Genomic DNA, 13,329 nt, shown 5'->3' with positions numbered 1-13,329 from the left:
GCGTTTAGACACTACCAGCGACACTGAAATGCGCTGGTCATAGTGCGTTAACCATGGTTGATAAAGGTTTCCTAACTTGCGAGGATGTTTAACCCCATGTAGGTTATCAATTAAGCCAAAGAATCAGGCCTCATCCATAGGCGCCAACTATTTAGCTAAGGAGCCGCCCGCATGTCTGAGAAGAACATGAAAGATACGTCCGCTGCCGACCAGATCGTTGATCAGGGACTCCAGCCCAGCCAGGGCAAGGACGCTAGCACCCGCCGTCTCGCCGGTGCTCCCGTTGAAAGCGAAAACATTTCCATCACGGCCGGCCCGCAGGGTGCCAATGTCCTCAACGACTTGCACCTGATCGAAAAGCTGGCGCACTTCAACCGTGAGCGCGTTCCAGAACGTGTTGTGCACGCTAAGGGCCACGGCGCGTTCGGTGAATTGCACATCACCCACGATGTCTCCAAGTACACCAAGGCTGCTCTCTTCCAGCCCGGCACTGTCACCCCGATGGCTGCTCGTTTCTCCACCGTCGCTGGCGAGCAGGGCTCCCCGGATACCTGGCGCGATGTTCACGGCTTCGCTCTTCGCTTCTTCACCACCGAAGGCAACTACGACATCGTCGGCAATAACACCCCGACCTTCTTTATCCGCGATGGCATTAAGTTCCCGGACTTCATTCACTCGCAGAAGCGCCTGCCCGGCACCGGCCTGCGTGATGCCAATATGCAGTGGGACTTCTGGACACGTACCCCGGAATCCGCGCACCAGGTAACCTACCTGATGGGCGACCGCGGTACCCCGAAGACCAGCCGTCACCAGGATGGTTTCGGTTCCCACACCTTCCAGTGGATCAACGCTGAAGGCAACCCGGTGTGGATTAAGTACCACTTCAAGACCCGCCAGGGTTGGGACTGCTTCACCGATGCTGAAGCTGCGGAGATCATTAGCCAGAACGCTGATTTCCAGCGTCAGGACCTCTACGACGCCATCGAGCGCGGCGACTACCCGATCTGGGATGTCAAGGTGCAGATCATGCCGGTTGACGAGGCTGAAAGCTACCGCTTCAACCCCTTCGATCTGACCAAGACCTGGTCCCAGAAGGATTACCCGCTGGTTGATGTCGGATATTTCGTGCTCAACCGCAACCCGAAGAACTTCTTCGCACAGATTGAACAGATGGCCTTGGATCCGGGCAATATCGTTCCCGGTGTTGGCCTTTCCCCGGACCGCATGCTGATGGCTCGTGCCTTCGCCTATGCAGATGCTCACCGCTACCGCATTGGTGCTAACTACCATCAGCTGCCGGTCAACCGCCCGATCACCCCGCGCAACACCTATAGCCAAGATGGCTTCATGGCTTATGAGTTCGCGGAACCAGATCAACCGGTGTACTCCCCGAATGGTTTCGGCAAGGGCCAGGGTCAGCTTGATGATGGCCTTACTTCTTCCTCCGGGAAGACCTACGGCCAGGCCAGCGACCTCTTCATGGCTGTTGACCCGCAGGGCAATGACCTCACCCGTGCCGCCTATGTGCAGCACCCCGAGGACAATGACTTCATCCAGCCCGGCATCCTCTACCGCGAGGTGATGAAGGACGATGAGAAGGATCGTCTGGTGACCAATATCTGCGGCGCCATGCAGGGTGTCACCCCGCAGGTGGAGCAGCAGTGCTACGAGTACTGGTCGAATGTTGATGAAGAACTTGGCCGCCGCGTCAAGGAAACCTTCACCTCCATGAAGTAACTCCGGTTACCCCGCACTCCTTTTGAAGAATTACTCCCCACTCGTGGGGAGTTTTTCTTTTGCCTTCGGCGTGTTTCCCAGTGCCGACACTTAGGAAATCTCCAACGACGAAGGCTATTTCATGACAGGCTGTGTTTTGTGGAGAAACCAAATCAGCCCTACTCCTTCGACGTGAAGAAGGAAGTAGTCAGCAGACACCTTGAGGGCGAGACCCCAAGCACTTTGGCTAAGGAGTTTGGTCTGGCTTCATCACGGCTGGTGGATGCCTGGGTTATCGCTTGGCGTAGAGGTGGGGACGAGACGCTCCAGCCTAAAGCCACCCTCCCGCCGCGTTCTGAGATAGGCGAATTGCGACGTCGATTAGAAAAGCTCGAAGCAGATAATGCTTATCTGAAGGCCTTGTATGAGCTGAGTCGGCGCAGCTGACCAGGCCCCGCGGGGGAGCTCATTGGGTCCCAGATACGCAAAAGGGCCTGAACTCTTCGAAGCTCAGGCCCTGAAAACCACCAGCCTTGAAAAACTGCAGCTGGGTAATTTCCGGCCGCTTATTTCGGCTTTTGTTCAGCGGCACCGCGGCGCAAATCGGTGACGGTAATGCCCCACACCGAGCGCCCCATGTAGAAGGAGCCCACCGACACCACGATCCACAGGCCGAGGATCGCGCCGATGGCGCGCAGCAGCTCGATGGGATCAAAGCTTTGGGTACTAAATTCGTGGATCGTTGCGGCAATAATCAACAAGGGCAGAGCAACACAGGTGGTTGCGCCCATGACATTGATGCGCGTCAGGTTATCGGGGGAGCGCCACAGCGCGAAGACAGTGGCCACGATGAACACGGTGGCGATCATCATGAGCGCCACGACGATCAACTCGACGATACTCATGTTTACCTCCGCCCCTTCGAGAGAATACGGGCCATCGACAAGGTCGGCAGCACACCAGCAAGCAGCGCAGCCAGCAGCATGATGTCGAAGGCAATGGACGTGGAGTAATTCATCGTCCAGATTATGTATAGCGCGACCATGGAGTAAAACACCATGTCAGCGACCACTGCGCGGGTGATATAGTCCTTGGCCGTCAGAATCAGCAGTAAAGCGGAAGCCAGGCTAATCGCAATGATGAGCACCAGCACAGTACTGATGATGTAGAAAGGGGTCATAGTTAATCCTCGTGCTCGTCTTCAGCTTCATCGACGCTAGCGATAAGCGGCATATCGGGATCCGGATACTCATAGTGCTTCGGGAGTAGCGGGTTATCGCCTTGGCCCGGAACGCCATGATCAATACCTTTCACGCTGGGGGAAAGGCGCTGCTCCATATCTGCCAGATCGCGGAAAACTTCCGCCGGGTCCTCACCGAACACTGCGTGGACCAATAAGATTGTTGGGGCATCTGCGGTGCGGCCCTGCCTTAACCCGATGGAGAGCGTGCCTGGCGTCATCGTGATGCTGGTGGAAAAAGCAGTGATCGCTAGGTTGCTGGTGACGCGTAAGGGGTAGCGCACCACCACTGGATGGAAGGGGGTGGCGAAGCCGAAAGCCGCTTTAGCGGTGGCATAGCCGGCTAGGAAGATTTGGAGGATCAACCAGGGAATATAGAGGAATAAATGCATCGTCTGATCACTTCCCTGCGCTTAAAGAGCCAATTGCGGCAGCGGGGTCATCCCCCAGGACTGCGTGGATGTAGCTGCTGTGATCCAAGAGTGCATCACTGGCAGATAGGGTCGCGTCAATAACTGTGCCACCGGCAAAGAACATGCCTGCGGACACCAGGATGAGAACCACTGCCGGAACGATGCTCTTAAAGGGAACCGTCAGTTCGGTGGGAACCCGCTTACGGTTCATATCTGCACCCCAGAACACTTCCCGCCATACCCGCAGCATGGTGAGCAGAGCACCGAAGCTACCGAAGATAATGCAGGCAATAACCAGGCCGGCTTGCCAATCACCGGTACGCGCAACCGCAATCACCACATACACCTTTCCCCACAAACCGGAGAAGGGCGGGAAGCCAATCACGGAGAAACTACCGGCAGCAAACACCGCGGCCACCAGTGGATCGCGGCGCATCAGGCCACGAAGCCGCGAAATCAAACCAGTGCCGTAGGTCTCCTCGATAGCGCCGGAGGCCAAGATCAGCGCACCGAGTGTGACCATATGGTGCAGGGCATACAGCAGACCAGCAGCCAAGGCGCGTTGCGCGCCGGGCTCGGTGAAGGCCAGCACAATCAAAATGAAGGGCATGCCGGTGACCATTTGGTAGGCCAGCACCCGTCGGATGGTGTTTTCTGCCAGGCCAGCGTAGGAACCCAAGATCATGGAGATCAAGAGAACCGCAATCATGAGTCCATGCCAGCGCTGGTCCAGATCAAAGACCATCACGTAGAGGCGGAAGATCATGTACACCGCGACTTTGGTGTGCAAGGCGGAGAACAAACCCATCACCGCGGCAGAACTACCGGGGTAAGTGCGCGGCAGCCAGGTGTGTACTGGGAAGACACCCGCTTTAACCACCAATGCCAGCATCACAAGACCCATGGCCACGGTAATGGGGCCATTGCCATGTGCGGCACCATCGAGGATGGCGATATTAACCGAACCAGCAACGCCATAAACCATGGCGGCGCCGATCAACAGGATCGTGGAGGCCAATAGGTTAACCAGCACGAAGCTGCGGCCAGCAACCAAACGTGACCAGGTACCGGTCATCGCCACCAAACCATAGGAAGGCAGCAGCATGACTTCCATGAACACGAAGAAGTTGAAGAGATCCGCTGTCAGCATGGCACCGCACACACCGGAGACCAGCATCAGCGTGAGCGCGGGGTAGAAGCGGGCATTGGTTTCTGCCACTGCGGTGGCAAACCAATTGGCTGTTGTGGCCACGAGCATCGCGACTACCAGCATGATGGCGGAGAAGGCATCGACCGCAAAGGGGATAGCCACACCGCCGGGGTAGAGGCCAATGCTGTGGCCCAAAGTTCCGTGCTGCGAGGTGTAGATGAAGAAATATCCAGCACCGAGCATGCCGACAAAAGGCACCGCGATATGCAGGAAATCGCGCAGCGGCTTCCACGGGATAATCACGCAGATGGCGCTAGCAGCCAGCGGAATGGCCACGAAGAGGGGCAGCAGGATTCCGAGATCACTCATGGTTGTCCTTCACCTTCTGTCCGCTCTTTGACTTCGAAGCCTTCTGCTTTGAGGCCTTTTGCTTTGCACCCTTGGCCTTCTTTTTTGGCTTATCCCCACGCGCTACCGCGGCGGGAGTGCGGCCATCGGCACCATGCTCAGCTTTCAAACTGAGGATGTGCTGCGGATCTTCTTCCACCGCATCTTCCACGCGGGTATCGTCGTTTCTTCCCAGGGCAGCCAGCGCCAACATGAAGGCGGTGGTTGCCATGGAGATAACGATCGCGGTCAGCACGAAAGCTTGGGGGAGGGGATCGGCAGCATCGGCAAGGTCCGTGCGGCCATCGCCAAAGGGCTCGCCGCGCCAGGCACCGATGCCGCTGGCAAGGATGATGAGGTTAGCGGCGTGGCTAATCAGGCTCATGCCGAAAACAATCCGCACCATGCCGCGCTGCAGCACCATATAGACGCCGCCGCCGGCGAGGACTGCGATAGTCAAAGCCATAATCATCGCTGTTCCTCCTTCGTCCCAGCCGCAGCGGCCCCCGTCACAGAACCGGAACCAGCAGTCCCAGCCGAAGCAGCCTCACTACCAGCATCATGATCACGCGCCGGATTCAAAGGCATCGGATAATCTTCATCCGTGGGGTGCTCCACCTTGGGCTTCAGCCAGGGGGTCAGCGGGCCCACGCCACGCTCATTGAGCGAGAACTCCTCATTACCGGGGCGCAGGTACCCACCCAGGGCATTAATGCCCAAGGTCAGCATGCCCAGCACCGCCAGGTACACACCCACATCGAAGATCATCGAGGTACTCAGGTGCTCATCGCCAATATGCCCATGGATCGGGTAGAGGAAGGAACCATGCCATAGCCCCAGCACACCAGAGAAGAGCGCGGTCAGCATACCCACACCGGTCAAAATGAAGGGCACATTACGTGGCACCACGCGATCATCCTGCCCTTGGGAGAGGTAGGAGAGCATCAGCGCACCACCGGCCACCAGGGCGGCAATGAAGCCACCACCGGGGTCATTATGACCACGCAGGAAGATAGTCACGCTCAAGATAATCAGGATCGGCACCAACACACCCACCAGGGTGCGCAGCGGAATCGCATTCAACCGCGACTGCCCAAAGGGCGCGGGGTGTGTGCCCTTTTCGAAGGGGCGGCGCGGCACGGTAAAGAGCACCGCGGCAATAACTACACCAGCCATACCCAAGACGGAAAGCTCGCCCAAGGTATCGAAGGCACGGAATTCCACCAGGATCGTATTCACCACATTGGCGCCACCAGAGATCTCCGGGGCCTCGTTGAGGTACCACAGGGCAATATCGGAACGCTCGTGGCGGCCCAGCATGCCCCATACGCCAAGGAAGGTCACCACGGCCACCGAGATAGCTACCGCGGCACTCCAGCGGCGTTGCTTTTGGCGCACCGGGGGGAAGAAGTCCCGTTGATGGCGCACCACCAGCATGATGATCACTACCACCAGGGCTTCCACCAGGAATTGGGTCATCGCCACATCCGGGGCGCCCAAAAGCAGCATCTGCAAGCTCACGCCCACACCAATGGTGCCCAGCAGCACCACCGCCGTGACGCGGTTGCGGGTATGCGTTAGCCCCGCAATGGAGGCCACGATGATGCCCAAGGGCACCAGGTCGCTGGCGCGGTCGATGCCCGGCACCCGCGCGGCCATGCTGACACCATCCGCCCCGGGGAAAACTGCAGTAGCCGCACCCAAGATGATGATGAGCAGGAAGGGGAACACCAGGTGGCGTTCCGGCGCATGGGAGTTCGCCATCTGCGCCAGAATGCGCCCAAGCTTTTCGGAGCGTTCCCGCAGCAGGGTCAAAAGATCATTACCGCTACGCGGGAAGAAGGCCCGGGTCTCCACAATCGGCCAGATCTTCTTGCGCTTGCGAATAATCAGAACACCCAGGATCAGCACCGCCACAGAGATAGCAAAGGGCAGGTTAAAGCCATGCCAAATGGCCAGGTGCACATGCTCATTTTGGCCAGTGGCCAGCACCGCAGCCTCAATGGGTTCATCCAAGAAGGGCACGAAGAAAGCCACGGGAATAGATAGCAACCCCGGGATAGCGGCCGGCAGCCACAGCGAAACGGGGGCTTCTTTAATCCCGGTCATGGGGCGGCGGCCATCAACAAAGGCACCGAAGACCAATTTCCAGGAGTACGTGAAGGTCAAGAGCGCACCAACGGCGGCGCCACAGACCAAGAAGATCACGCCAACATCATTAATCGGGGCATCCATAAAGGCACTGAGCATGCCTTCCTTGGACACAAAGCCCATCAGCGGCGGCACCGCTGCCATCGAGGCTGCGCCCACCACCATCGATCCGAAGGTGAAGGGCATCTTGTTATAGAGCACCCCAAGGCGGCGAATATCACGGGTACCGGCCTGGTGATCCACCACGCCGATCAACATAAAGAGCGAGCTCTTAAATAGTGCGTGCGCCAAGGTATGCACCAGCGCAGCGGCCAGCGCAAAAGGCGTTCCCACACCAATGGTGGCAACGATCCACCCCAGGTGCGACACGGTGGAATAAGCGGTGAGCTTCTTCAGGTCAGTCTTTTGCACCGCAAAGGCCGCGGACATCACCGCGGTGGTCATGCCCACCACAATCAGCAGCCAATTCCAGGCCGGCACATCGTGGAAGATGGTGGAAAAGCGGATCAGCAAATAGATACCGGCTTTCACCACCGCCGCGGCATGGAGGAAGGCGGACACCGGGGTGGCCGCAGCCATGGCTTCCGGCAGCCAGAAGTGGAAAGGTAGCTGCGCAGACTTCGTGAAGGCAGAGATAGCCACCAAAATCGCAACCCACGCGGTCAGCTGCGGGTCATCGCCCCACACCGGGGAAGCCAACATTTCTTGCACATTGGTGGTGCCGGTATGTGTTGCGGCAATCGCCAATGCAGCCAAGAGGGTCAGGCCACCAACGAAGGTCAGCACCAAGGTGCGCATGGAGCCCGCTTCACCACCGGAGCCTGATCGCGCGATGAGCAGGAAGGATGCAATACTCACCAGCTCCCAGGCGATAAAGAGCAGCACCACATCATTAGCCAGTACCAGCAGCAGGATCGACAGCGTAAACGCCGTCATAATCAGGTAGAAGCTGGTATTGCCCTTCTTTCGGGGCAGGTAGGCCGCCGAGTAAATAAATACGACGGTGCCAATCAGCAAAGCCAATAAGGCAAAGAAACTACTCAGCGCATCGGCTCTGAGAGCAAATACAACGTCGATACCAGGCGCTAGGAAATCTTTGGCCCACACATGGGCATATTCCAGGGGTTGGTCGTGGATGATCTCCGGAAGGCGACGCAGGAGCAAAATCGCTGCGATCAGGAAGAGCGCCGCGAGCGGCCACCCCGCCTTCCGGTCGACCACACGCACAGCGGGCGCCGCGGCCACCACCGCGAGCCCGGCGAGCGCTACGACTGTCAATACGGTCACGGGGCTATCACACTCGCACTGATCGAGGGGGCACTAAAAAGAGGGATCGTCTTTATATTCAGACGTCCCTAAACGTTACCAGTGGGGAATAAGTGACATAAAGCCGGTATCCCCGGCGGTGTGGCTACCCTCAGAACTACATGGAAACAGCTAGATTCCCCATCATGAGGCTCCGCACTACCTTCCTAGCCACCGTCCTCGCCATCCCGCTGCTTGCGGGAGCGGGCATCGCTGCCACCACCACGGGACTCGATCCCGCCGCTACCTGGACTCCAGCTACGGAGGAACCCGCCGCCGCCCCGGCTCTCATTCACCCTGCTGACCTGGTCGATGCCCGCCGCGCCGCCGGCGAGGCCGGCACCCAAGCCGGCTTTTTAAGCAGCGCCGCCACGGAGCTCGAACACGGCACCGGTGAATTAAAATCCGGTGCCGAACAACTCCACACCGGCATCACCCAAGCCCGCGACGGCTCCCAACAGCTCCGCCAAGGCTTAGTGGAATTACAGGCCGGCACCGGCCAATTAGGTAAGGGCGCCACCGAAATCGCCGATGGCGTGGGCGAAGCCGTGGACCAAATCGTGGGCCTCGAAGCAATCCGCGGCCAGCTCCTCGAAGCCATCGATCGCGTCGATAAGGAGCTCAAAGATAGCCGCGACCCCAAATCCAAGGCCATGCGCGAAGAACTCGGCGGCTTCAAATCCCAGGTGGAAACCATCCAATTAGATGCCACCGTGACGGAGCAATTAACCAAGCTCAAGGAGGGTTCCCGCGAGCTCGCCAACCAGCTCAACGTCCCCGGCTACGCCTACCACGACGGCATCTACTCAGCCACCACAGGCTCCCAACAATTAGCCTCCGGCCTCGAGGAACTATCCGGCGGCGCCACCCAAGCCCAAGAGGGCGTCAATCAGCTCGATGAGGGTGCGAAGAAGATCCACCAGATGGCGGAGCAGAACAAAGAAAAGGTCGCCAGCATCCAGCGCGCCCTCCCCGCGGTTCCAGTGCCCCCGCAGGCCGCTGAGCAGCAGACAACCCCCGAAAAGACCTCCATGTTGGCGCCGCTGCACGCCATGTTACTCGCCGCGATTGTGCTCATCGGCGGCGCGCTCGCCGGCTGGGCTTTCGGTTCCTACCGCCTCTGGAGAGCCTCCCGCGTGATCGCCGCGGTCCTGCTCGGCTCCCTCGTACTCGCCATCCTCAGTGGCACTCTCATGGTCATTTTGGCTGGCTCACTCACCCCCGCCGCGATCGCCCTGGGTGCAGGTTCCCTCTTCCTCGGCGCCTTCGCCTCCACCGCGGTAGCCACCTGGCTGCGCCGCGTCCTCGGCGTTGTCCCCTCCGGTCTGCTCCTGGGCGTGGGCAGTCTCGTGCAGGTCGGCTTCATCGGCTGGGTCTGGAAATCCGTCTCCACCAGCCCCATCGAATCCACCTGGCAAATCATCAGTCACCTCATGCCGCTGCACTACAACACCGCGGCCCTCGTCAGCGCCACCAATGATGGCTCCCGCCCAGCACTCTGGTTGGGCATGGGCGTCCTCGCACTCCTCGGTCTCGGCGCCTGCGGTCTCCTCGCGGATTCCCACCGCGTCGCCACCGTCGGCAAACACACCCAACAAGGCGGCCCCATGTACCCTGAGGTTCACCCCGAGGGCTAAAAAATTTTTGCTCTCCCCGAGACCCTCACCCCCACGCCCGGCACATACTCTCACGCTGGGCATAGGGGCCGGGGTTTGCCGCACCAGCTTCTTTTCCACGCGAGTAGAGCTATCGAAGCCAGCGGATTCTCTTGATGATGGATCGGAACCCCCATTGACTACTGATGAAGATCTGCTCCGGGCCCGCATTACAGACCTCTTCGGCACGGACCCTGAGCGCTGTTTTGGCCCCGATGGTTACCAGAGTGTCGCACTAGCTGTTCTCGACTCCATCTACTCCTCGGGCCACCGGTATCAAGGTGTGATCAACCTGATCAAGCAGTACTGCAATCTGCGGGAACCTGAGGCAGGACATCCCAAAACTGATACCGCCACTGACCTCATTAACGCATTTGACCGCTGGGGAGGGGGGAGAGGGTTTTGCCCTTAAGGCGAATAATCGGTGGAGAACCTCATCCCAGCACCCTGCCCCCTATAAAACGTATGCGGCTTTAGAAGCGGCCAAAGTCGTGGCAGGTCATTCACTCGAAACGGTCAGCGATGTCGTCGACAGGCTAGCTGAGCGCGAGAGTCGCGAGCGTTCGGATATCGCTAAAGAATGGTTAGCGATAACCGGACAAAGTAGTGGTCTTAACTGGAACTACTTTCTCATGCTCGTTGGGATCCCAGGAGTCAAAGCAGACCGGATGGTGATCCGTTTCGTCACCGAAACACTCGGTCGTCCTAAGGAGGTTTCATCGAAGGAAGCCTCGCGGCTGGTTGAAGCAGTCGCGGATGACTTGAACCTCAACTACATCCAGCTCGATCACACCATCTGGCGGTGCCAATCACCAACCCGAGATTACTTGTAACCAATATCAGCCTCTCTCAGGAGACGAAGAGCAGTAATCTGTGGGCAGCCAAGCACAGTGGCCCTGACATGCGAAAACAGGCCACACCGAAATAATTCAGTGTGACCTGTTCATGACGGTTTCGGGAAACCCTGGTCAGCATAGGTTTCCTAACGGGATTCCACCCCTGATTCCATCAAGTTCCATGAAAAATTCCATGAGTTATGGCGCGAGTCTCCGCTCGGCAGGCATAGAGCCTGTCCCCCCTTCATCTTGATTCTGATGGTCACGGGTTGCGGTCAACATGGGGGTGGTGGATGGCCACCGGCCCAAGTTGAGATTAGGATTTAAGGTCCTAGAGTCCCGAGCGTTTATTAGGAGTGAAGTGACGAGAGGTTTTCCCACTTGCTCCTATAAAAAAATTGAAAGGATAGTTAGGAAATACGCTGGTGACCCGCTGCGTTGCAATGGGAGCCACTGTACTTACGAGTCTCCTCTCAATGGCAAGAGATTCACCTTGCCGAAACGTGCCAAGGACTTTAAGACTCACACCGTACGAAAGATCCTGGTTAAGGACCTGGGACTATCAGTGGAACAAGCCATCCAGGAGGTGAGCTAAATGACCAATGGTATCTTCAATGTCGCATTCCGTTGCCATGCGGGTGTTGAGGCCGAGTGGGAAGCCTATGGAATCGATGTCCCCGTATATGGCAGTGGGAAATCTCTGGCTGAAACACGAGTGGATGTGACTTCAGGATTTGCACTTCACTTTGACATTGATCCCGGCATGATTGAACTCAATGAATTTCATGAGCATTGCGTATATCCCGAGACTGATGACTCTGAGGCTGTGTGGGTTAGGACGTACCAGGACTCGGATCCCGACCGAATGTGCAGGCGTCGCGATGTCCGGGACACTATCAAGAATACCCTTCGCGACAAGCCGTCCTACCTAAATACCTTCAGGAACGGGACCGCATCAACGGGTGACATCATCGCTACTGTGTGCTTCGAGGATGACATGTTGATGGATCTTTTAGCTCAGGTCGGAGACACTGACAGGCTCTTCGTATGCGTCCCGTACCACAATGGCCTCTATTGGCAATGTCTCAACACGCCGGAAGCTACCAATCGGCATGTTGCTGAAGAGATAGCGGTACGCGACCTCAATCTCGGTGACGCGGCCACGGTCGGTGACTTCATGGAGGCGACCAACGCTTCCGCGAACAATCCGGGAAGTTATTTGTTGACAGCAGCTTGAGGTGCAGCTCTTGCGCGCGACCCTGAGGCCGATGCTCCGCATTCCAAATTTTTGGATGTGGAGCATCGGCCTTTTAGGCAGCTGATGACCTTATCTGCCGATGATGGGCTTTATTCCGCTTACGTGTCGTGGCGTGCAAACGGAACAGGGTGGCGGGACGGGTTGAAGGGTTGAAACCACGACTCGAATCTCAGGGGTGCCATTCCCATCTCTGGCTCCGGATTATCCTCGATCCCGTCCATCCCGGGGTCGTAGAGCAACCGGAAGTCAAGGTCCTCGAACAGGCAATCCTCCAGCGTCCCCCTCCATCCTGCTTCCAGATATTGAGTCACCTCCTGGAGAGATTCAGACAAGACCTCCGTCTGATCCAGGAGCACATGGAGTGCAAGTTCATGTGCCACCGTCGGACAGTTTCTCCAGCTGTTGGATATGGCTGCGACGAGGTCCACCGTCGCGACAAGGAACTGTCGGGCGAAATGTGAGTCGTATCGGTGGGCAAACCGTTCCGGCAACCAGCGCAGCACCGCCGTATCTTCAGCGATAATCTCGCGGAGGTCAGGATCATCGCTACGTACATCCTGAAGCCGACATACGTCATCAAAGAGGCTATCGATGATCGTTATGCTGGCCTCGGCGAGGAGTCCGCAGGAAAGAGCAAAGCTCAAAACTCGGACTTCCTGTTTGTCGTCTTCAGGGAAGAGGAAACCAATTCCATCCAACATCTCGGCGGACCGTAGAACCTGCTGTACCTCAACAGGAAGTTGTCGGTAGCTGTCTGGGAGAGAATTAGTGCTCATGAGGATCAATAACTGCCTTGCGCTTGAGGAGGGGCTGTTAATTCAGTGACGGCAATATGCGCGATATGGGCTCTTCGGATTCTGGCGGGGTGTCATGCATAAAAAGGGGTGAAGGTGGTTCATGCTTAGAGTGTGAGCAATAAACAAAAAACAACCTTCACCACCTGCGAGCCTACCGCGATTCTTCGGTATTTGGTTAGTTTTAAAAGACATCAACGTCTTGGCCTACCACCGCACCGGTCCATCTCAGGCAATCGAAATTGAGCAGGCCCTTGATGATCCTCGGTGTGAGCAGTGCGGGGATCGTGCGTATATCAAAGACCGCCCGAAGGTGCGTTATATCGACCTACCGGTATTCGGCCGGCCCATGTCATTGCTGTGGCGTAAACACCGGTTGTACTGCCCGAACCCTGACTGCCAGGTAACCACTTGGACTAACCAG

General features: G+C 57.7%; 13 protein-coding genes. 6 read left to right on the top strand and 7 right to left on the bottom strand.

Annotated elements, in window-relative coordinates; genetic code table 11:
• Positions 1-186: 186 nt before the first annotated feature.
• Positions 187-1,737, top strand: coding sequence for a catalase (locus tag BMZ01_RS10650; RefSeq protein ID WP_092287259.1), 1,551 nt, complete (start codon positions 187-189; stop codon positions 1,735-1,737).
• 138 nt (positions 1,738-1,875) lie between these two features.
• Positions 1,876-2,163 carry a helix-turn-helix domain-containing protein gene (locus BMZ01_RS10645; protein WP_092287229.1) on the top strand — a complete coding sequence of 96 codons (288 nt, stop codon included), beginning with the start codon at positions 1,876-1,878 and terminating at the stop codon, positions 2,161-2,163.
• A 119-nt stretch (positions 2,164-2,282) separates the two neighbouring features.
• On the opposite strand, the gene BMZ01_RS10640 is transcribed toward BMZ01_RS10645, so the two are convergent.
• The 6 genes from BMZ01_RS10640 to BMZ01_RS10615 are packed head-to-tail and all read right to left on the bottom strand — an operon-like array spanning position 2,283 to position 8,344.
• Positions 2,283-2,621: a Na+/H+ antiporter subunit G gene (locus tag BMZ01_RS10640; RefSeq protein ID WP_092287227.1), complete on the bottom strand. Its 339-nt coding sequence runs from the start codon at positions 2,619-2,621 to the stop codon at positions 2,283-2,285.
• Between the two features lie 2 nt (positions 2,622-2,623).
• Positions 2,624-2,896, bottom strand: coding sequence for a cation:proton antiporter (locus tag BMZ01_RS10635; RefSeq protein ID WP_092287225.1), 273 nt, complete (start codon positions 2,894-2,896; stop codon positions 2,624-2,626).
• A gap of 2 nt (positions 2,897-2,898) precedes the next feature.
• The gene (locus tag BMZ01_RS10630; protein ID WP_092287223.1) at positions 2,899-3,348 is read right to left on the bottom strand and encodes a monovalent cation/H+ antiporter subunit E; all 450 of its coding nucleotides are present in this window, start codon (positions 3,346-3,348) and stop codon (positions 2,899-2,901) included.
• Positions 3,349-3,355: 7 nt separating this feature from the next.
• On the bottom strand, positions 3,356-4,888 hold the full coding sequence (locus BMZ01_RS10625; RefSeq protein WP_092287221.1) for a monovalent cation/H+ antiporter subunit D family protein: 1,533 nt from the start codon (positions 4,886-4,888) through the stop codon (positions 3,356-3,358).
• The gene (locus BMZ01_RS10620) at positions 4,881-5,378 is read right to left on the bottom strand and encodes a cation:proton antiporter subunit C (RefSeq protein ID WP_092287219.1); all 498 of its coding nucleotides are present in this window, start codon (positions 5,376-5,378) and stop codon (positions 4,881-4,883) included. Before BMZ01_RS10620 ends, BMZ01_RS10625 begins: the two co-directional genes overlap by 8 nt.
• Positions 5,375-8,344, bottom strand: a complete 2,970-nt coding sequence (locus BMZ01_RS10615) for a DUF4040 family protein (RefSeq protein ID WP_092287217.1) — start codon at positions 8,342-8,344, stop codon at positions 5,375-5,377. Before BMZ01_RS10615 ends, BMZ01_RS10620 begins: the two co-directional genes overlap by 4 nt.
• Positions 8,345-8,508: 164 nt before the next feature.
• Here BMZ01_RS10615 and BMZ01_RS10610 point away from each other — a divergent pair, with 164 nt between their 5' ends.
• The 3 genes from BMZ01_RS10610 (at position 8,509) to BMZ01_RS10595 (ending at position 12,090) form a co-directional block, all read left to right on the top strand.
• Complete coding sequence (locus BMZ01_RS10610; protein ID WP_177180161.1) at positions 8,509-9,999, top strand: ABC-2 transporter permease; 1,491 nt, start codon at positions 8,509-8,511, stop codon at positions 9,997-9,999.
• Positions 10,000-10,508: 509 nt separating this feature from the next.
• Positions 10,509-10,850, top strand: coding sequence for a heme peroxidase (locus BMZ01_RS10605; protein ID WP_092287213.1), 342 nt, complete (start codon positions 10,509-10,511; stop codon positions 10,848-10,850).
• Between the two features lie 598 nt (positions 10,851-11,448).
• On the top strand, positions 11,449-12,090 hold the full coding sequence (locus BMZ01_RS10595) for a hypothetical protein (RefSeq protein WP_092287209.1): 642 nt from the start codon (positions 11,449-11,451) through the stop codon (positions 12,088-12,090).
• A 119-nt stretch (positions 12,091-12,209) separates the two neighbouring features.
• Here the strand turns inward: BMZ01_RS10595 and BMZ01_RS10590 are convergent, their stop codons facing one another.
• The gene (locus BMZ01_RS10590) at positions 12,210-12,887 is read right to left on the bottom strand and encodes a hypothetical protein (protein ID WP_092287207.1); all 678 of its coding nucleotides are present in this window, start codon (positions 12,885-12,887) and stop codon (positions 12,210-12,212) included.
• A 220-nt stretch (positions 12,888-13,107) separates the two neighbouring features.
• On the opposite strand from BMZ01_RS10590, the gene BMZ01_RS10585 reads away from it, so the two are divergent.
• Positions 13,108-13,329, top strand: a 222-nt coding sequence (locus BMZ01_RS10585; RefSeq protein ID WP_143067499.1) for a transposase family protein, incomplete at its 3' end; no start/stop codon positions are given.

This window comes from Corynebacterium spheniscorum, assembly GCF_900113445.1.
GTDB lineage: Bacteria > Actinomycetota > Actinomycetes > Mycobacteriales > Mycobacteriaceae > Corynebacterium > Corynebacterium spheniscorum.
The sequence above is the reverse complement of the archived record's forward strand: the minus strand, read 5'-3'. Positions and strand labels throughout refer to the sequence as shown.